At 55.8% G+C, this 23986-nt stretch carries 21 protein-coding genes; 15 read left to right on the top strand and 6 right to left on the bottom strand.

Going from position 1 to position 23986, the window contains the following annotated elements; genetic code table 11:
- Positions 1-82 precede the first annotated feature (82 nt).
- Together J5M66_RS03780 and J5M66_RS03775 are read right to left on the bottom strand one after the other, a co-directional pair.
- Entirely contained in the window at positions 83-1393 is a 1311-nt protein-coding gene (locus tag J5M66_RS03780; RefSeq protein WP_207807235.1) for an MFS transporter, read from the bottom strand.
- Between the two features lie 57 nt (positions 1394-1450).
- Positions 1451-2434 carry an SDR family oxidoreductase gene (locus J5M66_RS03775; protein WP_243432887.1) on the bottom strand — a complete coding sequence of 328 codons (984 nt, stop codon included), beginning with the start codon at positions 2432-2434 and terminating at the stop codon, positions 1451-1453.
- Between the two features lie 209 nt (positions 2435-2643).
- Here J5M66_RS03775 and J5M66_RS03770 point away from each other — a divergent pair, with 209 nt between their 5' ends.
- The 6 genes from J5M66_RS03770 to J5M66_RS03745 all read left to right on the top strand — a co-directional run bounded on the left by J5M66_RS03770 (position 2644) and on the right by J5M66_RS03745 (position 9280).
- Complete coding sequence (locus J5M66_RS03770) at positions 2644-3561, top strand: LysR family transcriptional regulator (RefSeq protein ID WP_207807233.1); 918 nt, start codon at positions 2644-2646, stop codon at positions 3559-3561.
- A gap of 407 nt (positions 3562-3968) precedes the next feature.
- Positions 3969-4817 carry a hypothetical protein gene (locus J5M66_RS03765; protein ID WP_207807232.1) on the top strand — a complete coding sequence of 283 codons (849 nt, stop codon included), beginning with the start codon at positions 3969-3971 and terminating at the stop codon, positions 4815-4817.
- A 129-nt stretch (positions 4818-4946) separates the two neighbouring features.
- Positions 4947-5267 carry a hypothetical protein gene (locus J5M66_RS03760; protein ID WP_166497424.1) on the top strand — a complete coding sequence of 107 codons (321 nt, stop codon included), beginning with the start codon at positions 4947-4949 and terminating at the stop codon, positions 5265-5267.
- Positions 5268-5270: 3 nt separating this feature from the next.
- Positions 5271-7355: an AAA family ATPase gene (locus tag J5M66_RS03755; protein ID WP_207807231.1), complete on the top strand. Its 2085-nt coding sequence runs from the start codon at positions 5271-5273 to the stop codon at positions 7353-7355.
- Between the two features lie 105 nt (positions 7356-7460).
- Positions 7461-8270 (top strand): FRG domain-containing protein, encoded by an 810-nt coding sequence (locus J5M66_RS03750; protein WP_207807230.1) that lies wholly within the window; start codon positions 7461-7463, stop codon positions 8268-8270.
- A 308-nt stretch (positions 8271-8578) separates the two neighbouring features.
- Entirely contained in the window at positions 8579-9280 is a 702-nt protein-coding gene (locus J5M66_RS03745; protein ID WP_207807229.1) for a hypothetical protein, read from the top strand.
- Positions 9281-9618: 338 nt separating this feature from the next.
- Here the strand turns inward: J5M66_RS03745 and J5M66_RS03740 are convergent, their stop codons facing one another.
- Both J5M66_RS03740 and J5M66_RS03735 read right to left on the bottom strand, forming a co-directional pair.
- Positions 9619-10434 (bottom strand): hypothetical protein, encoded by an 816-nt coding sequence (locus tag J5M66_RS03740; RefSeq protein ID WP_207807228.1) that lies wholly within the window; start codon positions 10432-10434, stop codon positions 9619-9621.
- Positions 10435-10719: 285 nt separating this feature from the next.
- Complete coding sequence (locus J5M66_RS03735; protein WP_207807227.1) at positions 10720-11232, bottom strand: nuclear transport factor 2 family protein; 513 nt, start codon at positions 11230-11232, stop codon at positions 10720-10722.
- Positions 11233-11411: 179 nt separating this feature from the next.
- Between J5M66_RS03735 and J5M66_RS03730 the strand changes: the two genes are divergently transcribed.
- From J5M66_RS03730 to J5M66_RS03715, 4 genes are all read left to right on the top strand, one after another.
- Entirely contained in the window at positions 11412-12386 is a 975-nt protein-coding gene (locus tag J5M66_RS03730; protein ID WP_243432888.1) for an AraC family transcriptional regulator, read from the top strand.
- Between the two features lie 375 nt (positions 12387-12761).
- Positions 12762-13061 (top strand): metal-sensing transcriptional repressor, encoded by a 300-nt coding sequence (locus tag J5M66_RS03725; protein WP_016774379.1) that lies wholly within the window; start codon positions 12762-12764, stop codon positions 13059-13061.
- A 7-nt stretch (positions 13062-13068) separates the two neighbouring features.
- Positions 13069-14205 carry a nickel/cobalt efflux transporter gene (locus tag J5M66_RS03720; protein ID WP_207807226.1) on the top strand — a complete coding sequence of 379 codons (1137 nt, stop codon included), beginning with the start codon at positions 13069-13071 and terminating at the stop codon, positions 14203-14205.
- On the top strand, positions 14184-14285 hold the full coding sequence (locus tag J5M66_RS03715; RefSeq protein WP_125916459.1) for a YHYH domain-containing protein: 102 nt from the start codon (positions 14184-14186) through the stop codon (positions 14283-14285). Before J5M66_RS03720 ends, J5M66_RS03715 begins: the two co-directional genes overlap by 22 nt.
- Before the next feature lie 85 nt (positions 14286-14370).
- Here the strand turns inward: J5M66_RS03715 and J5M66_RS03710 are convergent, their stop codons facing one another.
- Positions 14371-14733, bottom strand: coding sequence for a hypothetical protein (locus J5M66_RS03710; protein WP_130899684.1), 363 nt, complete (start codon positions 14731-14733; stop codon positions 14371-14373).
- Positions 14734-15280: 547 nt separating this feature from the next.
- Here J5M66_RS03710 and J5M66_RS03705 point away from each other — a divergent pair.
- The 5 genes from J5M66_RS03705 to J5M66_RS03685 all read left to right on the top strand — a co-directional run bounded on the left by J5M66_RS03705 (position 15281) and on the right by J5M66_RS03685 (position 23072).
- Positions 15281-16603: an APC family permease gene (locus tag J5M66_RS03705; RefSeq protein ID WP_243432889.1), complete on the top strand. Its 1323-nt coding sequence runs from the start codon at positions 15281-15283 to the stop codon at positions 16601-16603.
- 134 nt (positions 16604-16737) lie between these two features.
- Positions 16738-17364 carry a TetR/AcrR family transcriptional regulator gene (locus J5M66_RS03700; protein ID WP_207807225.1) on the top strand — a complete coding sequence of 209 codons (627 nt, stop codon included), beginning with the start codon at positions 16738-16740 and terminating at the stop codon, positions 17362-17364.
- A 170-nt stretch (positions 17365-17534) separates the two neighbouring features.
- Positions 17535-18806, top strand: a complete 1272-nt coding sequence (locus J5M66_RS03695) for an outer membrane protein transport protein (protein ID WP_123442698.1) — start codon at positions 17535-17537, stop codon at positions 18804-18806.
- A 100-nt stretch (positions 18807-18906) separates the two neighbouring features.
- Positions 18907-20016 (top strand): efflux RND transporter periplasmic adaptor subunit, encoded by a 1110-nt coding sequence (locus tag J5M66_RS03690; protein WP_207807224.1) that lies wholly within the window; start codon positions 18907-18909, stop codon positions 20014-20016.
- Positions 20013-23072 (top strand): efflux RND transporter permease subunit, encoded by a 3060-nt coding sequence (locus J5M66_RS03685; RefSeq protein WP_207807223.1) that lies wholly within the window; start codon positions 20013-20015, stop codon positions 23070-23072. Before J5M66_RS03690 ends, J5M66_RS03685 begins: the two co-directional genes overlap by 4 nt.
- Here the strand turns inward: J5M66_RS03685 and J5M66_RS03680 are convergent.
- Positions 23050-23985 carry an NADP-dependent oxidoreductase gene (locus tag J5M66_RS03680; RefSeq protein ID WP_207807222.1) on the bottom strand — a complete coding sequence of 312 codons (936 nt, stop codon included), beginning with the start codon at positions 23983-23985 and terminating at the stop codon, positions 23050-23052. The genes J5M66_RS03685 and J5M66_RS03680 overlap by 23 nt on opposite strands.
- Position 23986: the final 1 nt, after the last annotated feature.

Here is a 23986-nt window from a genome sequence, read left to right as displayed (position 1 = left end):
AAGCTCCTTCTCGCTCTGCAAGCTGATTTTTTGGGCGGGCGATTCTACGGCAATGCCTGTCTCAGTCAATGACCGTTGAACGCTACGCTGGGGTTTGCCGCACTCCCGCCACCTTGGCTCGGCGGTCCGCCCGCTCGCCGAGCCGCCACCCCAGCAGCCCCCAGAGCAGTGCACACAACGCGCCGACCAGCGCTGCCATGCCAGCACCTTGGCTGAGGGCGTCCAGCGCGCTTTTCGCCCAGGCACTGATGGCATCGCCGGCGCGGTAGACCACGGTGTCGATGAAGTTCTTTGCCTTGTACTTGCTTTCGGCATCGAGCGGGGCAAACAGCATCTCTCGGCCTGGACGCACGAAGGCGTATTCACCGATGCGGCGCACGATCATCAGCGCGGCGATCAGGCCAAAGCCGGGCGCGAAGATCAGTCCGATGAACCCGGCACACATGACCAGCGGCACCATGGCCAACAGCACGCCGACGCCGAGCCTTTGCGCGAGGCGTCCAGTGATGAACAGCTGACAGAGCAGGGCGCCTGCCTGCACGACAAAGTCGATGATGCCGAACACGCGCACCTGCGCCTCGCGGTCCGGGAAGTGTTCGGCGACGACGCGTGCCTGCTCGAAGTAAAGGAAGGTGGAGACTGTCGCCAGCAGCACCACAAAGCCGCAGATGCCGAGCAGGTAGGGTGATTTCAAAACGGCCGTCATACCGCTGAACGGATTTCCCGGCAACGGCCTGCGAGGGCTTTCGCTCGGCGCGGCATCGGGGCGTCCTGCGCCACCCCGTTCACGCCAGCGCATCAGCTGGCGCTTGAACCACATCGCAGCGCCGAGCAGAACAGCGGCCAGCAGCATCAGGCCGGACTCACCCAGCGGACCGATCAGCAAGGCGCTCAGCGCAGGGCCACTCAGGCCGCCGACGCTGGCGCCCGCCGCGATGAACGCGAACAGACGTTTGGCCTGGGCACTGTCGAAGACATCGGCCATCAGGCTCCAGGCGACCGATACGACAAACAGGTTGTAGACCGATATCCACACATAAAACACGCGCGCCAGCCACGGGCTTTCCTCGCCCAGGAACAAGGCGGCGAACAACAGCAGGTTGGTGCAGAAGAATCCGTACACCCAGTCCACGAAATGCAGGCGCGGCACGCGTGCGCTGAGCCAGGCGAACAGCGGAACGGCCGCCAGCATGACCAGGAAGGTCGCGGTGAACAGCCACTGCAAGTTCTCGACGCCGGCAGTGATGCCCATCGATTCGCGGATCGGACGGAGCATGAAATAGCCGGCGAACAGGCAAACGAACAGCAGAAAGCCATTGAGCGCAGGGCGCAGCTCGTGAGCCTCGGCATTGATGATGGCGCCGGCGCGGTGGGCAAGAAGAGACGTATCCATGTTGCGCTCCTGTGGGAGTGGCGGGGCAATGGCACGGGGCCTGCCCGTGCCGGGCGGTCAGCGGTAGATGACGCCGGTCAGTCGCTCGGAGAGTTGCCACAGTGTGGCCGAATTCGAGCGATCGGCAGCGGCCGGCGGCATCTTGGCGAAGCCCAGCGGCCCGCGCTTCTCGTTATCTCCGGTGGGGCCGTAGTAGGCGCCGCCGACCGCCTCCAGCGCCGTCGCCGCATACAGCGTGGGCAGCGCGCCCTGCGCTGCGGAATGATACAGGTCCCGCTCTACAGCCCATTGTTTGCCGAATTCACTGTCCAGGCCAGGCCCCCGGGCGATCAGATCCGTCACGGCAACGCCGGGGTGCGCGGCGATGCTGCGTATCCCCCAACCGGCGGCATCGCTGCGCTGCTGCAGCTCAATACTCCACTTTAGAACCGCCAGTTTCGATTGGCTGTAGCTGGCAAAAGGGTCGTAACTGCGCTCAGCCTGCAGGTCGTCGAAGTTCAGGCTTGCGCGCCCGGCGGCGATGCTCGACAGGCTGACCACCCGACCATCGTCGCTTTTGCGTAGCAGGGGCATCAGCAGGCCGGTCAAAGCGAAATGCCCCAGATAATTGGTCGCCAGTTGCATCTCGTAGCCATCGGCGGAAACGCCTCGAACAGGCGGCGACATGATCGCGGCATTGTTGATCAGCACGTCGAGCCTCGGCAGGCGCCCTTGCAGACGGTTGGCGAGGTCGCGCACCGATTGCAGATTGGCAAGATCCAGCGTTTCGAATTGCACGCGCGCCTCGGGCACGGCTTGCTTGATCTTCGTGATTGCTTCGCGGCCGCGCTCGGCGTTGCGTGCGGCGATGATCACCTCGGCACCGGCGCGCGTCAGGGCCAGCGCGTCTTCATAGCCCATGCCGCTGGTCCCTCCGGTCACCAGCACGATGCGGCCTTTCTGGCTGGGCATATCGTGGGCAGACCAGTCCGGCTTCGGCTCCGTTCGGGAAGTCGCCTGCGCAGCCAGTGTGCCGGCCATCGCGGAAATGGCGAACAGCATTCGGGTGGCCTTGAGAAGGCGTTGGGTCGCGGTATTGCTTGGCGTAGCGGGTGAATGGCTCATCGGGGGATTCTCATTCGCGTGACAGGTTCCCGGTTGGCGGGGGCGAGTGAGCAGTATCGGTGTACGAATGCGCGAGGATAAGTCGGGCATTGGTGGATGGCCCGTACGGCATGGCGTACAGTCAGCCGCTTGCGGAGGAAGCGTTCATGCGTAAACCAAACCTTACCGATGTGTCGATATTTGCTGCGGTGGTCGAGGCGGGGGGATTTCGTGCTGCCGCGCAAAAACGCGGTTTGTCCGCCTCGTCGCTGAGCGATTGCATGCGTCGGCTGGAAAGCGACCTGGGCGTGCGCCTGCTCAATCGAACCACGCGCAGCGTCACGCCGACGGCAGCCGGCGAGCGATTGCTCGAGCGCCTGCGCCCGGCCTTGCAGGAAATCGACGCCGCTTTCAACGATCTCGACGACGATGCTCAGCGCCCGGTCGGCACGCTCAAGCTCAATGTGCCAGTGCCGGTGGCACGTTTTCTGTTGCCCGACCTGCTGGCGCGTTTTCTGCGCCTTTATCCAGGAGTCAGTGTCGAAGTCGTCATGGACAACGCCTTTGTCGACGTCAACGCTGGCGGCTATGACGCCGGCGTGCGCTATGAAGAGAGCCTGGCCAAGGACATGATCGCCGTGCCCATCGGCCCGCGTCGCCAACGCTTCGTTGCAGCCGCCGCCCCGGGCTATCTGGCTGAACGCGGTACGCCCACTCACCCCGAAGAACTGCCGAGCCATGACCTGCTTGGCCATCGCTTCGAGAGTGGCAAAGTAGGCGTATTCGAGTTTCATCGAGACGGCCGTATCGTGCGTATCCCGCCTCAGGGGCAACTGCTGACGTCGTCGCACGATCTGAAAATTCGCTCGGCCATCAACGGACTGGGCATCGTCTATACCTTCGAGGACTTCCTGCGCGAGCCGCTCTCCGATGGTCGACTGGTGCCGATTCTCGAGGACTGGTGGCAGACATTCGACGGTCCGTTTCTTTACTACCACGGCCGCCGTCACATGCCTTCGCCGCTGAGGGCGTTTGTGGAATTTTTGCGGGGCGAAGGGGAGATTGCGGAGAGTTCAGGTGTTTGAAGCGCGGTTTCGCGAGGCGAATACATGGCCTGGCAGCAGAGCGCCCATGGCGACTGGCAGCAATCGGCCATTAGCGGACGCTCACAAGCGAACGCTACCGGCCAAAAGGGGACGTTCGCACGCGACCTCTACCAGCCAGTAGCGGCCACTCGAGTCTGGTCACCTTCCGGCGAGTAATTGCTCCTTAGTCAGCCCGTAGTAGCCTCTTGCTAGCCTATGCCGAAACTTCTGAGTATTCTGCGAACACCACATCGCCTCAAGGATCAGCCTCGGGGCCAGGAAGCATAGAGGAATGGAGTCAAGACCCGATGTTTCAATCTAGGTTAGGCCTATTTGACGGGAACTCTTGGGAATCGCTGTTACAGCGAATACTCAAGCATCGACACGGCGCAGATGGCTATGTCGAAATGCCCGCTTCACCTGGGGATTGGGGAATCGAAGGGTATGTAGCTACCGGCGTAGCATTCCAATGCTATTGCCCTAACAAACACTACAACCCTGACATGCTATATATAAAGCAAAGAGATAAAATCACAAAAGATATTGGCAAGCTGCGAACAAATGAGGCGGAACTTTTTGCTCGGCTCGGCGACACTCGTATAAAAAACTGGTGCTTTGTCACACCAGAAATTTCGGATAACAAGCTAATAAAACATGCCAAAGCAAAGGAAGCTGAAGCTAGAGCCTGGAATCTTTCCATACTTAGTCCCGACTTCAGGATAGATCTGCACACAGCGGATCATTATGAAGTCGACATTCATGCATTCCAAGCATTGGAAGGAAAAGCCCTTCACATTCCAGGTATTACTTTAGAACTACCATTTTTTGACATGGAAAGCATAAATTACGAAGAAAACATCCTACGAAAATCTATTGCCAGAGTAGCGGCGGGCTTTCAAAAAGTTGTACTCAATATGGAGAATGGCGCTCACAAGGCCAAGGTGGAACGCCTCTATTCTTCAACGCTTGAGGGCTTTCTTAGATATAGCCGCTTCCATGACGAACTGAACAAAGCCTCGCCTTTACTGTACCAAAAGGTTAAGCGCATTCTCTCGGTATTTCATAAGCATGTGGAAGAGTGGTCGGACACCCTCAACGCTACACCCGACGTACTCACTGAAAAAATCAGAACCGAACTAACGGATCTCTTGATTCGAGAGCTCAACCCCTCAGTTGACTATGCTCTGGCCTCCCAAATAGTGGCTAATGAGATCTCGTACTGGCTGGGCGCCTGCCAACTCGACTATAGTGAGTGAAATATTATGGCTACGCTAAAGTTTAACCCTCGGCCCGCACCAGTCTTAGCGGAGCACAGGCCGCTATACAAGATAGCGCAATGCCTACTAATAATTAAAATCTGCGGTCGCTCCCAGAAATGCAGCCTATTGAAGCTCCATCTGATCAATTGGGCGTTAAAAAAAGACTCTCGTATTGCCGACCTCCAGGCTGCCATAAAAAATAAGCAGCTATCTATACCTGTCTGGGGATTCGATCCCGCTCTTGCAGTAGCCCTCCAAATAGCTGTGGAAGAGAATCTGCTAAGGCCGGAGGAGACTGGAATAATAATCCTGCCCGCAGGCGAAGAGTTCCTTCTAAAGATCAATAGCGATACTGAGTTTTTAGCCAAAGAAAAAAAGCAATTAGACCTGCTTGGTAAAAAACTCACCGAGACGATGGTTACAAAAACAGCCAGGGACTGGGAATAAATAATGCACATCAAATCTTTTCGCATAGACATCTCCTGTTCAGGAGCACAGTTCGGCTTCGCCACAACCTTTCAAAAAGGTCTGAATATTATTCGCGGATCCAACTCCTCGGGCAAAAGTACCATCGTGAACTGCCTACTATACTCATTAGGGATGGAGGAGCTTGTAGGCGGCAAGGGAGAGTCAGCGCTCTCTTACGCTGTCAGAGACTATGTTATTCATGACAGCAAAAAGCATCACATAACTGAGTCCTATGTAACCGTAGAAATAGAAAATCATCTTGGCGAGACGAGCACGATCAGGCGTTGGATCAAAAGCGAGACTCACAATACAAAATTAGCAGAAGTAATAGAAACCCATATGCCTGACTCAGGCACGCGCGGCACTAGTTACAAATTTATTCACGACAACTACAGCGCCGTTTATCAGGAAGGCTTTTTTACTTATCTTGAGCATTTTTTAGGTCTAAATCTACCCAAGATTCACGACTCCAACGGAAAGCGAGTCAAACTGTACCTCCAAGCTATTTTTGCTGCGATTGCAATTGAGCAAAAACGTGGTTGGACAGACTATATAGCGAATATACCCTACTATAGCGTCAGCAATGCCCGCGTGCGCGTTGTCGAATACTTACTTGGCCTAGGTGTCTTCGATCAAGAATCCCAGCGCATGGAGTTGGATTTGGAGTCCATCAGTCTGAACAATGACTGGACATCCAAGCAAAAAGAACTCTCCTCGCAAGCTGCAGTTCTACGCCTAAATCTAACTGGAATCCCAAACAAAATAGCTTCAGATTTTGAGCAGAACGAAGTACAAGCGTTGCGCACTGCGAACGGTGAACAGTCGAACCTTTACACAACCATCGCCACACTGAAAAGACAATACAGAGACCTTGAACTGGCTATCAATCCTGACAACGGCTCTCCGAACTCTCCAATATCCGAGGAACTGCAACAACAGACGGCGATCGTCACTAAACTGGTGAACGATTATGAAACATCACTAAGCAATTTGACGATATTCAATTCAACTCTAAGCACCCACATTCAGATCAAGACACAAACTCAGGAAGAACTCACACGTAACAAAACCACGAAAAAGCTTAGGGAATATGGCGCAAGCAAGCACCTGCATGCCGCAAGCGACTCTTGCCCGACGTGTCACCAGCATATTGAGGATTCGCTGATCAGCATAAATCTGACCGGCTCAGCAATGGATATTGAGACCAACATTCATTATCTAGAAAGCCAGGCAAAAATGCTCGCTAAACAAGAAACGGGCCTAGAACTGAAAATTCGCGACGCGGAGATTATATGCCAAAATTACTCAGGTCAACTTGAGAAAGAGCGATCCGTACTTTCGTCTCTGCGCAAAGATGCAGCTAAAGGCAACATAGTCTCTCAGGCTGCTGTGAAAAAGCAGGTTTTGCTGGAGTGGGAGATTGAACGTTTGGAGGAATTCTCTGACAAACTTGAAGACTCACTTGCAGATATGGCAAAACTCGCCACCGCATTCAAGGCAAACCAAGACAAGAGAAAGCTACTCCCCAAAGATAGATATTCTGAAGAGGATAAAAGGCGTATCCAAAGATTCGCGCAACATTTCAGGGGTAATGCGGGAGAGTTCGACTACCATAGCGCTGATGTCGCGGACATTGTTTTCAACGAAGACTCTCTGTTACCCCAGCTATCCCGCTTGGAACTGCGAGAAATTGTGGACTCGCCTTCAGATGCCAAGACAAAAGCGCAGGCCGTGCGCAATGGAAATATGGCGCAAAATTCTAGTGCAAGTGACTTTGTTCGCTTAATCTGGAGTTATATCATGGCTCTTTACCAAACAGCATCAAGCAGAGATATTAACGGAAATCACCTCGGTTTCATCATGATGGACGAGCCAGGCCAGCACTCCATGGCCACAAAAAGCCAGCAAGCGCTATTTCGCATGCTAGCCAGTCAAAATAACTTCCAGGCGATAGTTGCTGCTTCTTTTGATGACCTTGATGCCGTTTTCAAGGAGTCGACTGAGGGTGTAAAATTTAAATATATCCATCTAGAAGAAAAGTGCATTGCACCGCTTCAGGGAGTATAAAGCCGATAAAGGTGCTGACCATGAGCAAGGATCGTTATCAGAAGCAAGTGACAAAAAACTCCGACATATGTGTCGTCTTTTTATAGTTATGAGTAAATAATCATTATGGAAGTCATAACTCTCAAGAGCTGGGATGAGTACGACAAAGCTGTTTCACGAAAACATTATAGAAAATGGATCTATCGTGGCCAACAAGATTCCTCTTGGAAATTGGAAAGCTCGTTACATCGAGCATTTGAAGAGGCTCAAGCAATTCATAAGGCATTTGCAAAAACTGAAAAGCGCATGAATAGGCTGGAGCATGAGCGAGTAATGATCGATCGCTTTATGTGCAACGCACATATTTATCTATCATCGCTACCCAAAGAAGCTGATCGTCTAAGTTGGTTGTCGTTAATGCAGCACCATGGGGCACCCACTAGGCTTCTTGATTTTACGTTCTCCCCCTATATTGCATTGTTTTTTGCTCTTGAGGCAGGTGAAGGGAGTGCTGCAGTTTATTGCGTAAATCATCACGCTATAAAAAATGATGACGACGAATACTTTGGTAAAAATCGCCTTGAAGTTTACTCAAGAGTACTCGAAGATGAGGATGCATCTGATGATCCATTTCTTTTTGCCTTTGAACCAACATTTTCTAATCATCGTCTGCTTTCTCAACAAGGGTTGTTTGTGGCTACAAACACATTGAAGTATTCGCATGAAGAAACAGTTAAAGATTATCAGATAGGCAACCCTGACATGGTCAAGTACATAATTCCCAAAAAGCTACGCTACAGTGGTCTAAAAAAGTTAAACCAGATGAATATCAATGCAGCGAACATTTATCCGGGCCTTGATGGGTTCTGCAAGACAATGCGTAGGCAGCCGTTATTTGGCTTAGAGTGGCAGCGAAGAGTTGGGAATGGATCATAATAAATTGTTAAACCGTTCACTCGGACAAAAGGGACGACAAAAAGGGACTGATTTATTTTTCATCGGCAGTCCCTTTTCTCCGCTGTTCTCCCCCTTTTCTCGTGAGTGAATGTTCTGGCCGATAGCTGACCTTCGAAAATCGCTGCTTCCGGCCAAGAGATGGCACTTATTGCCTATGGCTATTGCTCGCCATTTATAGCAATATTGAATTTTATCTAAATATATCAACGTCAGAGACTAAATCAATGGATTGGAACCGAGTTAACGTATGGACCCGAACCCTGTACACAATTGTGCATTCATTGCACATGGCGAAAGAGGTTGATTTTGGTGATTTGGGGTCTCTGGATGAAAGATTCCGCGATGCGAACGGATGGATTTCACCAGTCTGCTCATACCCTTCCATGCTATTACCCTCAAAAACCAAGAACAAAAAGCTAGAGTTCAGATTAGATCCGAGGGAGTATTTTGGGGAAATTTCCAGCCAGTTAATCAAAATGCTTATTCAAGATTTGGCTGTGATTTTTGACGAGATGATGGGAGATGCCTTAGCCAAGCTTGGACTTACAGCGGGCGATATGCCGCAATCCAAAGTTGAAAAACTCGCCACCCTCATCAAGGAAGAATATAAGTGGTCAGAGCAGGGCTGCTATGAACTGATTGCTGTAAGAAATTCTTTGTGTCACGCGAACGGGCGCTGGAACAAAAAGTCCCTAGCTATAATTTCTGATTTTATTGAGCCGTTGCCTGAGGTTGGAGCAGAAATTACCGTCGGCTTTGAGATGTTATTTAATTATAGGAAGGCGATTCGAACGTTTCTAAATCAAGCTTGCCCTCCAGCGGATAAGCCAAAATCGAGCAAGAAGAAAACCAACCCCACAAAATCAAAGAAAAGAGAGAGGCGACTTTTGAAGCAAGAAAGAAAGTCCCTCGCCAGATCAATGACACACTCCCAGTCTATGAAAGGCAAGGAGGCGAGGACTGTCATATTTACTTCGGTCCGATGCTGAAGTCCCACCGGGGCTTGGAAGACTCCTATTACGTGAAATGTGACTAAAGCTAAATGGTGGATGCTGCTTTCCGCGCAACACTGGCTGTATCGTCGCTGCCCCGCCTTCCTCGCATTACTCGTTGGACAGCCGAGGCTTGATAAACTCAAGCCTGAGTTAGACATCATCGGGGCTCTGTATCGAGTCTGACGCGGAATGAGTGCTTCTTGCCGGTAGTTTTCAGTCGTCTCCGGCTGCAATCGCCAAATTACAGCCTTTGCCGGTTTGCAATCTAAATATGATTTAGTCATCACGATGATGATTACTAAGCGAACATATAAAATTCACCACTCAAAAGACTACATCGTATCCCAAGTTTTACGGGTGCGAAAATATGAGTCATCATTTCCAAACCCGCCAAGAATTTCGTTAAAGTAAGGGGTGGCCTCGTTGTTAATAGGTCTACTTAAATTCTGTAATTCGAAAAGAATCTCAACCCAATAACGAATCATCTGGAGTACATAAAGCTGTCGTTTTGGCGCCACAGCTTCATAAACGCCTGTCCGATGGCTTGCGTCTTCATAGGTGCTTATCTCAGCTCCTTGCTCAGATGTGTGCCAAACCATCCCTAACCTGCTCATAATCGAGCCAGTAATTTCAGACTCATCTTCTATAATCTTTTTTCTTCTTTCGGTTATATCTTTTTTATATATCTCCATGTCAACTTTCAAGTACCACTCGCCAGTCGGATTGGATTGTCGAGACCCAACTAAAAAATCAAAATTCGAATAGCGATCTCCTTTTGCAAATTTCGACAGAACAATCATGATATTTTGATGTATCAGACCATTCAGAGCAGGTGAATGCTCCAAGCTCAACTGCCTATCCGTGATCAACTCCTGCGATTTGCTATACAATTTTAAAAGGTCATGGCCGATGTTGTTTTTTAGATATTCATTAGTTGGGAATTTTCCATTTTCGCTAATAAAGTGATTGAGCGTTAGACATAGCTTCCCCATACGCTCGAGGCCGATGCTTAAATTACTGAATGCCTGAAAATACAAACCCTGCGTTGCATAGTTTGCTTTACGAATTTGAGTTGCTCCAGACCCCAACAACTCTTTACAGAACATCGCCTCCTTAGATAATGCATTAAATATTTCTGATGACTTCATTCCTGATTTTTATCCATTCTAATGAAAGATATAATTCGTTGCTTTTTATACACTATTCGAGTCGGTTAGGCATCATTGTCACATCCGAGCACAACGTCTAGCCTCCTGATAAATCGCTCTGGGAGTGGAGCTACGCGGTAATCGAATGGGCAGCTTTTGGCCGTCAGCAGTCGCTTGCCGATGTCCGCTTCTGGCCGAAAGCCGACATTCGGTGACATGTCCGCCCTGCGTAAAATCTCGCAGCTTCCTTCAGGCAGATCCTTCAGCCGATCTTGGCGGGCTTATTTATTCACCATCGCCCGCTTTAAGCGGAATTCGCCTGATAACGTCGTCATAAGGCACCAGGTCCAGAAAGGCAGTGACCTCAACTGCCTGCAGATTTCGCATGCGCATAATCCATACGTAGCTATTGCGATAAGGCGCGCCATCGGCTGCGGTGGCGGTGCCGTCCCAGTGCACGACGACGTCATCGCCCTCAGCCCAGATATCCGTCACCGTCGGGCGAACGGGCGAGGCGAGCCGTTTTGCGAAGGGTTGGACTGCGCGTTTCAGGAAGTCGTTTCGGCCCCGATAAGTACCTGCCGAAGGGCTCGTCCCCTTGATTGTCCAGATCACATCGGGAGCCAGGACATCTGTGAAGAACGTCCGGCCGCCTTGAGCCCACTGGTTGAACGCTTGCGCAATGAATTGGCGATTGCGTTCCGTAGTTGGTTCGCTGGCCACGGCGGGCGCCGGCCCTGCAATGAGTGTGGTGAAGACTAGTGCTAGCGCTGTAGAGAGGCGTTGAACAAACGTCATTTCCTGTGCTCCTTAATCTGTCCCGAGTTGGATGGGCCGTAGTTGTTATCTGTAAGCCGCTAGTTGCGTTCCCCGACGCCGTTGTTCTATATGAGGCATTGGCAAAGAATCGGCGCGGGTGTGGACGGCAGTTTCTCTGGGCTTCATTTGAAGTGTGACTTATGAGCGGAGGAGGGCTGTTGCAGGATCGTCCTGATTTCTTGCTTGATCATCCGGTACCAGATGCCTATCCGCCGCATCGTCACGTTATGGAGTTGTGTTTGAATTCCCTTTCCAAGCTTGTCGATATCATTGGTCGTCACGTCCGGGATGACGGCGTTTACAGCACCGCGATTCCGGGTGTCAGCCTAATTCGCTCGGCTTCGCCCACGATGCCGATGCCTGTGGTGTACGAGCCAACGCTCTGCCTTGTCGCTCAGGGACGTAAACAAGCGATGCTGGGCACTACCGCCTATGTTTACGATCCGGCCAAGTACCTGATTGCATCGGTAGACCTTCCGGTGATGGGCTCGGTCATCGAGGCGAGTGAGGCTGTTCCCTATCTGTGCCTGGCGCTGGATCTCGATACCGCTGTGTTGAGTGAACTTGCGCTGCGCCATCCGCTAAGAGAAGAGAGCGTCAGTGCACCGCCGGCAGGCATTACGCTCAACGATACGACTCCAGAACTGCTGGATGCTGCGGTTCGGCTGGCCGGGCTGCTCGACAGGCCACGGGATATCGAAGCGCTCGCTCCGCTGGTGATTCGCGAAATGCTTTATCGCCTTCTAACCGAGAATGGCAACAGCATCATCAGGCAGATGGCACAAGCAGACAGCCGCTTGAACCAGATTGCCAAGGCCATTGCCTGGCTGCGCAGCCACTACAACGAAGCGTGTCGAATAGATGAACTCGTCGAAATCGCTGGCATGAGCCGTTCTTCGTTTCACACGCACTTCAAGGCGATCACCTCGATGAGCCCGCTGGAGTTTCGCAATCAGTTGCGGCTACAGGAAGCACGTCGGCTGATGGTCACCGAAGCGGTCGACGCCGCAGAGGCGGGATATGCAGTCGGATACGAAAGCCCCTCGCAGTTCAGTCGAGACTACGCCCGCTTGTTCGGTATGCCGCCGGCGAAGGACGCCTGGCGGTTGCGCACGGACATTTGCGGGATTTGAATCCAGCACTTTTCTTCGCGCAGAAAAAAACGAGGCCGCATTTGCGGCCTCGTTCTCAATGTGTTCCGGACTACTGTTTGACGCTCAGGTAATCGCCGGTCGTGGCTGGATGACGACTCTTCGCCGTGAGCATGATGGACGTCCTGAGCGATCTCCCAGGCTGGCTGCCCCGAGGTGACTGACAACGAATAGGTATGCCCGGCCCAGGCCATGAACATGGCGAGAGCAAGCGCGATTACTACCGTCGTTATCAGTGTTTTGCTGTACATGGCGTTAAAGGTTTCAACTCGTTGACAGGGCGCTCAAGCGATTTGCCTAATCCCCCCTGGGGGGATACGATGCCAGCGTAATTCATCGAGCCCTGAGACTCAACTCATGAGTGAACACGAACACGACCACAGCCATCCCCACACCCACCAAAGTCATGAGGCGATCATCAAACGCCTCAAACGGGCGGACGGGCATTTGCGCGGCATCATCACCATGATCGAAGAAGGGCGTCAGTGCGTGGATATCGCCCAGCAGCTTCATGCGGTCGAGAAAGCGATCTGCCAGGCCAAACGCACGCTCATCCAGGATCACATCGACCACTGCCTCGAAGATACTGTTTCGGCGCTAGGCAATGGCGAGCGCGCACCGCTGGAAGCCTTCAAACAAATCACCAAGTACCTTTAGGTCTGACATGCCCGATTTCGCTGAACTGTTGCAGCAAGGCGGGGCTCACGCCTGGCTGTATTTCCCGAGCGCGATTCTGCTCGGTGCCTTGCATGGGCTTGAACCAGGTCATTCGAAAACCATGATGGCGGCCTTCATCGTGGCCATCCGTGGCTCGGTCAAACAGGCTGTTTTGTTGGGGTTGGCCGCAACGCTTTCGCACACCGCCGTGGTGTGGCTGGTCGCCATCGGCGGCATGTACCTGGGCAAAGGTCTGGACGCTGAAACCACTGAGCCGTATTTCCAGCTTGCGTCTGCTGCACTGATCATCGCGATCGCCCTGTGGATGCTGTGGCGTACCTGGCGCGGTGAGCAGATGTTCAAGTTCGAGCAAAGCGATGATCACTATCACGGCGAACACGACCATGGTCATCATGATGAAACGCACCGAATAGATACCGGCCATGGCCGTGTTGAACTGTCGATCTTCGAGGAAGGCATGCCACCGCACTGGCGCCTGAAGACCCTGAGCGGACACGCCTGGGCAGCCTCGGATGTTCGCCTGACCACGACGCGTCCGGACGGCAGCAGCCAATCGTTCGCTTTCGTCGAGCGTGAAGGCTTTCTGCAGTCGACGGTGGATATTCCGGAGCCGCACGAGTTCAGCGCTCGGTTGAGCCTTGGACATGCCGGGCATTCGCATCATTACGACCTGACATTCCAGGAGCATGGTCACGGGCATGCGCATTCCGAATTGGAAGGCCTGGAGCTGTCGATTGATGGCTATCAGGATGCGCACGAACGTGCTCATGCCAACGACATCCGTAAACGCTTCAGCAACCGCGAAGTGACCACGGGTCAGATCGTCATGTTCGGACTGACTGGCGGCCTGATTCCCTGTCCGGCTGCCATCACTGTCCTGTTGCTGTGCCTGCAAGTCAAAGAGATCGCGCTCGGCGGCATGCTCGTCCTGTGTTTCAGTATCGGCCTGGCGCTGACTCTGGTCACTGTCGGTGCCGCTGCGGCCATTGGTGCCAGACAGGCCTCCAATCGCTGGCCGTGGCTGGGAACCGTGGCGCGCCGCGCTCCTTACCTGTCCAGCGTGCTGATCATTGGCGTTGGCCTGTATGTCGGCTTCCATGGCTGGATTGGCCTGAGCGCATAAGACCCTTTGCGCACAGCGGTGGCACTGATGCAAAGGGTTGCCATCGCAACCATAAAACCAACGACTACCACTGCCACTGACGCGCAAAAAGCCCAGCGCAAGGCTGGGCTATCGAGGAGCGCGCGATGAGGGCGAGGCAGTTAGCGAACGCCTGCATCCGCAGGATTACTCGACCGGCACGACGTTATCCAACGCTTGATTGACCGCCAGTTCGCCGAGCATGACGACCTGCGCGATACCTTGCAGTGTCTTGCGAGCAGATCCTTCAACCATCCCGATCACATCACTCAGCATTACCGAGGCGGAGCCTAGTGATTCGCTGGCGTTGACCAGCAGTTCTTCGGTGGCGATTTTCGGGTTGGCGAGGAACATGCTGCTGGTTTGGTAGGGCGTGGTTTTGAGGGTGTCGGTGGGTTTGAGGTAGTGGTCGAGGGCGCGGTCGGCGGCTTTGTGGAGTTTTTTTGAGTCGAGGGATTCGTAGGGGGAGGTTGCGTCTGACTGTGGCGGGTTTGGCGTGACTTTGAACATGGTGAAGCTCCATATGTGACCAAGGGAGCCATCACTCTCGCTACCAAACGAAGGGTGGTGGCCATACGAAGGTTGGTAGACCGGCCCACATGGAAAAACCGGCGCGCTCGAAAACGCCCTGCGCATGGCCACCATAAAACCGATGCGAAAGCATCTGCATAGGATGACGTTATGCGCCATGTGGAAAGCGGGCTACCAAACCCGATCACTGTTTTTCAGTGACCGGCCAACGATAGAGCCCCGGCCCGAGGCGCACAAGCCGGCGGATTCTGGCGTAGTCGTAGGCAATGGCGCAAGGCGTTGTAGCTTGCTGGAATAGTCTTGATATCGGTTTTAAACGAGGTGTTTAGGGAAATGGTTTTGGCTGAGGTTTTGTGTTGAACGGGCTGGAGTCTTCGCGAGCAGGCTCGCTCCCACAGGTGTCGAGTGGGCAATGTTTATAGCGCCGTGCCAATCGGGCCGTCATAGATTTGGAACTTTGCTTTGCTCACCATTTTCCATTGTTTGAGGTGACAACCCTCCAGCTCCTCCACACCCGAACCAAGGAATGACCGTGACGGCTCCCACTCATAAACCTGCTCTGCGCCGGGCAATCACTTTCCCGATGCTGTTTCTGTTTATTCTCGGCGATGTACTCGGCGCGGGTGTTTACGCCCTCGCCGGAACCATTGCCGGGGAGGTGGGCGGCGCGATTTGGGTGCCGCTGCTGATCGCATTGTTCTTCGCCATGTTGACGGCAGGTTCCTACGCGGAGCTGGTGACCAAATATCCCCACGCCGGCGCGGCTTCGGTGTTCGCGGAAAAGGCGTTCAAGTCGCCGCTCATTTCCTTCCTCGTCGGTTTCTGCATGCTGGCGGCTGCGGTCACCAGCGCTGCGGGTTTGTCGCTGGCGTTTGCCGGTGATTATCTCAACGCCTTCGTTGACGTATCGCCGCAGATTGCCGCCCTGGTGTTTCTCCTGGCTATCGGCCTGCTCAACGCGCGGGGGATCAAGGAGTCGCTTGGGGCAAACCTGGTGATGACTGTGATTGAGCTGTCCGGGTTGATTCTGGTGATCGTGGCTGCGGTCTGGTATTTCCGCACAGGCGAGGCGGATCTGGGGCGGACGCTCACGTTCAAACCGGGCGTCAGTCCCGTGCTGGCGGTGCTGGGGGCGGCATTGTTGGCGTTCTATTCCTTCGTCGGGTTCGAAACTTCGGCCAATCTGGCCGAGGAAATCAAGGACGTGCGCAAGGTTTATCCGCGCGCCTTGTTCGCCGCTTTGCTTACGGCTGGCGTGGTTTACATGGCGGTGGGCGTGGCGGCTTCTTCGGTGTTGCCTACCGAGAAGTTGGTGGCAACGTCGGCGCCTTTGCTCGAAGTTGTCCGCGCATCGACCCTCGCAATCCCGCCGGCGCTGTTCTCTTTTATTGCGCTGATCGCTGTGGCCAACGGTGCGTTGTTAACCATGATCATGGCCAGCCGATTGACTTATGGCATGGCTAACCTGGGGCTGTTGCCGGGTGTTTTGGGTGCGGTGCTGCCTCAGCGAAAAACTCCGTGGGCTGCCATTGTCGCAACGACCTTGGTCGCTATTGCCCTGACACTCACAGGCACGCTGGCCACGCTGGCAGAGACGGTGGTGTTGCTGTTGCTGTTCGTTTTTCTGAGTACCAATGTGGCGGTGCTGGTTCTTCGTCGTGACAGGGTAGAGGAGGACCACTTTCGCGTGCCGACCTTCGTTCCGGTGCTTGCGATCGTGTCGTGTCTGGTGCTGCTCAGTCAGCAGGGGTGGGAGACATGGTTGCGCGCGGGGGCGTTGATCATTGTCGGGATGTTGCTGCATGGCTGTTCTCGTATCAATTTTTCTGCGATCAGTAAGGCCGGGTAGTGCAGCAGCTTGGGAAATTGGTGTTGTTTGGGCGGGCGTATTCGCGAGCAGGCTCGCTCCCACAGTGGATGGGTGGTGATATTCAGGATGTGCAACACGTTGTCAGTCGGCGGGCGGGTGAGTAAGCTGCCGACATGAATCAGTCCTCAGTTTTCCCATCCTTCCCCGGCCCGCGTGGTCCCGTCGATCACGACATTCGTGATCAGATTGTCGCGGCGGCCAACGAGCATTTCAGCCAGTACGGCTACGCCAAGACCACGGTGTCCGATCTGGCCAAGGCCATCGGTTTCTCCAAGGCGTACATCTACAAATTCTTCGATTCCAAACAGGCGATTGGCGAAGCCATCTGCGCGAATTGTCTAGGGCAGATCGTTGCGGCGGTCGAGCAAGCGATCAACGAAGAAGACCTGACGCCCACCGAGCGTTTCCGCCGGTTGGTGAAAACTGTGATCGCTACGGGCGTGAACCTGTTCTTCAACGACCGCAAGCTCTACGACATTGCCGCATTCGCCGCTGGGGAGAACTGGCCGAGTGCGCAGCGTTACGATGCGCAGATCAAGCGCTTTATCACCGACATTGTCCGCGAAGGGCGCGAGGCCGGTGAGTTCGAGCGCAGGACGCCGCTGGACGAGACGGTCGAGTCGATCCACTTGGCGCTGCGGCCCTTCGTCAATCCACTGATGCTGCAACACAACCTCGATTTCATCGAAGTGGCGCCCACGCTGACTTCGAACCTCATCTTGCGCAGCTTGATGCCTTGACCCTCTGCTGATCCGAATACTCGGATCAGTCTCACTCTTATATCGCCTCGCCTGTACAGGGCAGACGATGAATTGCCCAAGTCGTGACTATTGACTGATATGGTCACTCGGATAACATGGCCGCCGCAGTTCAGGTATTCCAATTCCGAGTCACCCATAGAGTCCACACAATGAAAAAAACAATGCTCAAGCACCCGGTGGGGCTGGCTGTCGTTCTTGCGTCCTCAAATGTTCTGGCCGGCGGTTTCGCGCTCAATGAGCAAAGCGTCAGCGGCATGGGATCGGGTTTTGCCGGTCGCTCTTCTTCGGCGGAAGACGCCAGCACCGTTTTCGGCAACCCGGCAGGCATGGCGCGGCTCAAGCGCGAGCAGGCCAGCGTCGGGCAGGCGACGCTGTTTGCGAAGTCCGATATCAGCCAGACCCGCAGCACGTTCGGCGGCAAGGAAGACGGCGACATGGTGCCGACCACCACGGTACCGATGGGCTATTACGTCAAACCGATCGACGAGCATTGGGCGTTCGGCGTGGGGTTCTACGTACCGTTTGGTCTGATCACCGACTACGGCAGCGGTTTCGCCGGCCGTTACTACGCCAACAAAAGCGAAGTCACCACGCTGACGTTCCAGCCGACCATCAGCTATGCCTTCAACGACAAGGTGTCTATCGGCTTCGGCCCGACCATCAACCGCATCAGCGGCGAGCTGTCAGGGATGGTCGCCAATCCGCTGAGCCCCGGGCGCAACGACGGCAAAGTCAAAAGCACCGGCGACGACACCGCGCTGGGCTTTAACGCCGGGGTCATGGTCCAGGCCACCGAGCAGACCCGCCTGGGCCTGACCTATCACTCAAAAGTCAGTTACCACCTCGACGCGAAAAGCAAACTCAGCGATGGCATCTTCAACGTGCTTGGGGTCAGCGGTCGCAGCTATGACGCCTCGCTGGACGTCGACACCCCGGAGTCGGTGGACTTCTCGGTCACCCATCAACTGAACAACGACTGGACGCTGTATGCCGGCAGCACCTGGACGCGCTGGAGTCGCTTCAAAGAGCTGACCATCGAAAACAGTGGATTGCCGCCATTGCTAGCCGGCCAGTTGGGCACGATCAGCGAGGAGCAGAACTGGCACGACACCTGGGCTCACGCCATCGGCGCGGCGTACCGGTTGAACAACCAATGGGTGCTGCGTACCGGGTTCTCGGTTGATCAGTCTCCGGCGAACAACACCAATCGCGGGCCGCGTATTCCCACGGGTGATCGCAAAGTGTTCAGCCTTGGTGCCGGTTGGACTCCAGCGGAGAATGTCACCATCGACGTCGCCTATTCGTATCTCTGGGAAGAGAGCGTCGAGATCAACGACACCTCGGCGGGCAAGGGTTCGTACAGCGCGAAATACAAGAATAGCGCCAGCGGGCTCGGTACTTCTGTCAGCTATCGCTTCTGATTCAGCGCTGAACATCGGGCCGGTGACTTTGTGACTGTTGACGATATCGGTCACAAGACTGAGAATATGATGATCATCCTATTTTCAGTAAAGGAATTCCATGCGCCGGCTCCGACCTTTCCCCCTCGCGGTATGTTTGTTGCCCTTGGCCCTGACGGCGTGCGGGGATTCCTCCAGCTCAAAAGATCCACGCACCCTGGCGCCGATTGTCAGATCGGCAACGGTGCAACCGGCAGAAAATGGGTCTCGATCATTCACCGGCGTCGTCGCTGCGCGCACCCAGGGCGATCTGGGCTTTCGCGTTTCGGGCAAGGTGCTCGAGCGTCTGGTTGATACCGGTCAGACGGTCAAGCGCGGCCAGCCACTGATGCGCCTCGACCCCATCGACCTCGGCCTGCAGGCGCGAGCCCAGCAAGAAGCGGTGAGCGCCGCTCGCGCCCGAGCCATACAGACTGCCGGTGACGAAGCGCGCAATCGCAAACTCGTCGCCGCCGGCGCTATTTCGGCATCGGCCTACGATCAGTTCAAAGCCGCAGCCGACACCGCCAGGGCGCAGCTCAATGCTGCTGTGGCGCAAGCGGACGTCGCGCGCAACGCCTCGGGCTACGCGGTTTTGCTGGCGGACGCTGATGGCGTGGTGGTGGAAACCCTCGCCGAGCCGGGGCAAGTCGTCAGCCCGGGACAACCGGTGGTGCGACTGGCGCGGGCCGGTCAGCGGGAGGCCATCGTCCATCTGCCCGAGACCTTGCGCCCCGCGCCGGGCTCAACCGCTCAGGCAAAACTGTATGGCGATACGTCGGCTGCCGTCAGCGCAAAACTCCGTCTGCTTTCCGATTCGGCCGACAGTACCACTCGTACGTTTGAGGCGCGCTATGTGCTCGAAGGCAGTTTGGCCAATGCGCCAATCGGCTCGACGGTCACCGTCGAAATTGCTCAGGGTTCTTCGCCAGATCAGGCGCTCAAGGTGCCCGTCGCGGCGATCTACGACCCGGGCAAAGGCCCCGGCGTGTGGGTCATCGCCGGCACACCGGCGACAGTGAGCTGGCGCCCGGTCGAGGTCCTGGGTTTGAGCGATGACACGGCCCGTGTCGCTGGCCAGCTCAACGTCGGTGAACCGATTGTCGCGCTGGGCGCGCATCTGCTGCGCGATGGCGAAGAAGTGCGCTTGCTTGCCCGCGACGATGGCCAGGTTGCCGGGAGTCGTCCATGAGCGAGGGCCGGTTCAACCTTTCTGCTATCGCCGTGCGCCAACGTGCGATCACGGTGTTTTTGATTTTTCTGATCGCCGTTGCCGGCGTCCTGTCGTTCTTCAAATTGGGCCGGGCGGAAGATCCTCCGTTCACGGTCAAGCAGCTGACCGTCATCACCGCGTGGCCGGGAGCGACCGCGCAGGAGATGCAGGATCAGGTTGCCGAACCCCTCGAAAAACGCTTGCAGGAACTGAAGTGGTACGACCGCTCGGAAACCTACACGCGTCCGGGACTGGCATTCACCATGGTTTCGTTGCTCGACAGCACACCGCCATCGCAGGTGCAGGAAGAGTTCTACCAGGCGCGCAAGAAGCTCGATGATGAAGCGATCAGGCTGCCCACCGGTGTCATCGGGCCGATGGTCAACGACGAGTTCTCCGACGTGACCTTCGCGCTGTTCGCCTTGAAAGCCAAGGGCGAGCCGCAGCGCTTGCTGGTACGCGATGCGGAGACGTTACGCCAGCGCCTGTTGCACGTGCCGGGGGTGAAAAAGGTCAACATCATCGGCGAGCAGGCCGAGCGGATATTCGTTTCGTTTTCCCATGATCGGCTGGCGACGCTGGGCTTGTCGCCGCAGGACCTCTTCGCCGCGCTGAACAATCAGAACGTATTGACGCCCGCCGGGTCGGTCGAAACCAAAGGGCCAGAGGTGTTTTTGCGCGTCGATGGTGCGTTCGACACGTTGCAGAAAATCCGTAACACGCCTGTTGTCGCTCAGGGCCGAACACTCAAGCTGTCTGACGTGGCCACGGTCGAGCGCGGCTACGAAGACCCGGCAACCTTCCTGGTGCGCAACAACGGCGAAGAAGCGTTATTGCTCGGCGTGATCATGCGCGAGGGCTGGAACGGTCTCGATCTGGGCAAGGCGCTGGATGCCGAGACAGTCAGGATCAACGAAGAAATGCCCTTGGGCATGACGCTGTCGAAAGTCACCGATCAGGCAGTGAATATCGACTCGGCCGTTGGCGAGTTCATGGTCAAGTTCTTTGTCGCGCTGCTGGTGGTCATGCTGGTGTGCTTTCTCAGCATGGGCTGGCGTGTCGGCGTGGTGGTCGCAGCGGCGGTGCCCTTGACCCTGGCGATCGTGTTTGTGGTGATGGCGGCCACCGGCAAGAACTTTGACCGGATCACCCTCGGCTCGCTGATTCTGGCGCTCGGGCTGCTGGTCGATGACGCGATCATCGCTATCGAAATGATGGTGGTGAAGATGGAGGAGGGCTACGACCGCATCAAGGCCTCCGCTTATGCCTGGAGCTACACGGCAGCGCCAATGCTGGCCGGTACGCTGGTGACGGCGATTGGCTTTCTGCCCAACGGATTCGCGCAATCAACGGCGGGCGAATACACCAGCAACATGTTCTGGATTGTCGGCATCGCGCTCATTGCGTCGTGGGTCGTCGCCGTGGCTTTCACACCGTACCTGGGCGTGAAGCTGTTGCCGGACATCAAGAAAGTCGAAGGCGGGCACGCGGCAATCTACGACACGCCGCGCTATAACCGTTTCCGGCGTGTTCTGGCGTGGGTGATCACGCGCAAATGGCTGGTGGCCGGTGCGGTGGTCGCGCTGTTTGCCGTTGCGATTCCAGGCATGGGGCTGGTGAAGAAGCAGTTCTTTCCGACCTCTGACCGCCCCGAAGTGATGATCGAAGTGCAGATGCCCTACGGCACGTCCATCGAGCAGACCAGCGCCGCGGCGGCCAAGGTCGAAGCCTGGCTGCATCAGCAGGAAGAGGCCAAAATCGTCACCGCCTATATCGGTCAGGGTGCACCACGGTTTTTCCTGGCGATGGCGCCGGAGTTGCCGGACCCATCGTTCGCCAAAATCGTTGTGCTGACCGACAGCCAAAACGCCCGTGAAACTCTGAAGTTGCGTTTGCGCGAAGCGGTCGCCGAAGGGCTTGCTCCAGAGGCGCGGGTTCGGGCGACGCAAATTGTCTTCGGCCCGTATTCGCCATTTCCGGTGGCCTATCGGGTGATGGGGCCTGATCCGGCGAAGCTGCGCGACATCGCCGAGCAGGTCAGGGCAGTGATGCAGGACAGCCCGATGATGAGAACCGTCAACACTGACTGGGGGCCGCTGACGCCCACGCTGCACTTCAACCTGAATCAGGATCGCTTGCAGGCGGTGGGGCTGACGTCCAGCGCGGTCGCCCAGCAGTTGCAGTTTTTGCTCAGCGGCGTGCCGATCACGGCGGTGCGCGAGGACATCCGTTCCGTGCAGGTCGTTGGCCGTGCGGCGGGCAATATCCGCCTGGACCCGGCACAGATCGAAGGCTTCACCCTGGTCGGTGCGGCGGGGCAGCGCATCCCGCTGTCGCAGATCGGCCAGGTCGAAGTGCGCATGGAAGACCCGATCCTGCGCCGCCGCGATCGCACGCCGACCATCACCGTCCGTGGCGACATCGCCGAAGGTTTGCAGCCACCGGACGTTTCCGGCGCAATCATCCAGCAGTTGCAGCCGATCATCGAAAACCTGCCTTCCGGCTACCGGATTGAACAGGCGGGCGCCATCGAAGAATCCGGCAAGGCCGGCAAAGCGATTCTGCCGTTGCTGCCGATCATGATCGCCATGACGCTGCTCATCATCATCGTCCAGGTACGCTCGATCTCGGCGATGATCATGGTCTTCCTGACCTCGCCGTTAGGCTTGATCGGTGTGGTGCCGACGCTGCTGATCTTCAATCAGCCATTCGGCATCAATGCGCTGGTCGGGCTGATTGCGCTGTCCGGGATTCTGATGCGCAACACGCTGATTCTGATCGGGCAGATCCATCACAACGAGCAGGAAGGGCTGGCGCCGTTCCATGCCGTGGTTGAAGCGACAGTGCAACGGGCGCGGCCGGTGTTGTTGACCGCGCTGGCGGCGATTCTCGCATTCATTCCGCTGACCCACTCGGTGTTCTGGGGCACGCTGGCGTACACGCTGATCGGCGGCACGTTTGTTGGCACGATTATCACGCTGGTGTTTCTGCCGGCGATGTATGCGATCTGGTTCAGGATTCGGCCTGAGCGCTGACATTGAGCACGATTTTTCCCCGGGTGTGCCCGGCCCAGCTTTGTTTAACCGCGTCGACAACTTCTGTCAGCGGTACCACTTGAGCCTCAAGGCTGAGCTTGCCGGATGTGAACAGCGCGGCAATCTCGGCCAATTGGCTGCCATCGGAGCGGGTGGCGAAATTTTTGCCACTCACACCGTGCTCGCTTGCCTTCTGTGCAGAGGGTGCGCTTACGGGGGAAACCAGAACGCCCCCGCGCTTGATCACACTCCATGAGCGGTTCTGAGTTTCGCCGCCGACCAGATCAATGACCGCATCGAGGTCAGCAACGCTGTCTTCGAATTTAGCCGTGGTGTAGTCAATCACCTCATCGGCGCCAAGTGAACGCAGATAGTCGTGGTTCTTCGCAGAGCTGGTCGCGATCACATATGCACCGGCAAGGCGGGCGAGCTGGATTGCGAAGCTGCCCACGCCACCTGAGCCGCCGTGAATGAGGACTTTTTGACCTGCCTGAATTCCGGCGTGTTCATGCAGAGCTTGCCAAGCGGTCAGCGCTGCCGCCGGCACGCCGCCGGCCTCTCGCAACGACAGGGTTGTCGGCGTGTGGGCCAGACGATCTGGCGTTGAGAGGGCCTGGGTCGCATATCCGCCGGTAATCCCGATAAACCCGAACACCTTGTCGCCAACGACAAAGTCTCTGACATTCCTGCCCACCGCGGCGACTGTGCCTGAGACTTCCACGCCGGGCGTGTAGGGCAGTGGCAGAGGAATGAATTGCTGCATGGCACCGGAGAGGATTTTCCAATCGATTGGATTGATCCCACTACCGGCAACATTGATTAACACCTGATCGTCATTGGGTTTCAGATCCGCAAGTTCTTTGAGCTCCAGCGCTTCTGCCTGGCCGTACTGCGCGACTTGGATCGCTTTCATG

Source organism: Pseudomonas sp. 67(2021), from assembly GCF_017491835.1.
In the GTDB taxonomy this organism is placed as follows: domain Bacteria; phylum Pseudomonadota; class Gammaproteobacteria; order Pseudomonadales; family Pseudomonadaceae; genus Aquipseudomonas; species Aquipseudomonas atacamensis.
Note: the sequence above shows the minus strand (reverse complement) of the source record. Positions and strands in the feature narration are given on the sequence as shown.

Coding starts and splice junctions, on each gene's coding strand:
- J5M66_RS03745 (WP_207807229.1), top strand. CDS start 8,579: ATGGCGAAAGAGGTTGATTTTGGTGATTTGGGGTCTCTGGATGAAAGA.
- J5M66_RS03685 (WP_207807223.1), top strand. CDS start 20,013: ATGAGCGAGGGCCGGTTCAACCTTTCTGCTATCGCCGTGCGCCAACGT.
- J5M66_RS03775 (WP_243432887.1), bottom strand. CDS start 2,434: ATGCTGTTCGCCATTTCCGCGATGGCCGGCACACTGGCTGCGCAGGCG.
- J5M66_RS03770 (WP_207807233.1), top strand. CDS start 2,644: ATGCGTAAACCAAACCTTACCGATGTGTCGATATTTGCTGCGGTGGTC.
- J5M66_RS03765 (WP_207807232.1), top strand. CDS start 3,969: ATGCCCGCTTCACCTGGGGATTGGGGAATCGAAGGGTATGTAGCTACC.
- J5M66_RS03755 (WP_207807231.1), top strand. CDS start 5,271: ATGCACATCAAATCTTTTCGCATAGACATCTCCTGTTCAGGAGCACAG.
- J5M66_RS03705 (WP_243432889.1), top strand. CDS start 15,281: ATGACCGTGACGGCTCCCACTCATAAACCTGCTCTGCGCCGGGCAATC.
- J5M66_RS03780 (WP_207807235.1), bottom strand. CDS start 1,393: ATGGATACGTCTCTTCTTGCCCACCGCGCCGGCGCCATCATCAATGCC.
- J5M66_RS03735 (WP_207807227.1), bottom strand. CDS start 11,232: ATGACGTTTGTTCAACGCCTCTCTACAGCGCTAGCACTAGTCTTCACC.
- J5M66_RS03740 (WP_207807228.1), bottom strand. CDS start 10,434: ATGAAGTCATCAGAAATATTTAATGCATTATCTAAGGAGGCGATGTTC.
- J5M66_RS03695 (WP_123442698.1), top strand. CDS start 17,535: ATGAAAAAAACAATGCTCAAGCACCCGGTGGGGCTGGCTGTCGTTCTT.
- J5M66_RS03710 (WP_130899684.1), bottom strand. CDS start 14,733: ATGTTCAAAGTCACGCCAAACCCGCCACAGTCAGACGCAACCTCCCCC.
- J5M66_RS03700 (WP_207807225.1), top strand. CDS start 16,738: ATGAATCAGTCCTCAGTTTTCCCATCCTTCCCCGGCCCGCGTGGTCCC.
- J5M66_RS03680 (WP_207807222.1), bottom strand. CDS start 23,985: ATGAAAGCGATCCAAGTCGCGCAGTACGGCCAGGCAGAAGCGCTGGAG.
- J5M66_RS03690 (WP_207807224.1), top strand. CDS start 18,907: ATGCGCCGGCTCCGACCTTTCCCCCTCGCGGTATGTTTGTTGCCCTTG.
- J5M66_RS03750 (WP_207807230.1), top strand. CDS start 7,461: ATGGAAGTCATAACTCTCAAGAGCTGGGATGAGTACGACAAAGCTGTT.
- J5M66_RS03720 (WP_207807226.1), top strand. CDS start 13,069: ATGCCCGATTTCGCTGAACTGTTGCAGCAAGGCGGGGCTCACGCCTGG.
- J5M66_RS03725 (WP_016774379.1), top strand. CDS start 12,762: ATGAGTGAACACGAACACGACCACAGCCATCCCCACACCCACCAAAGT.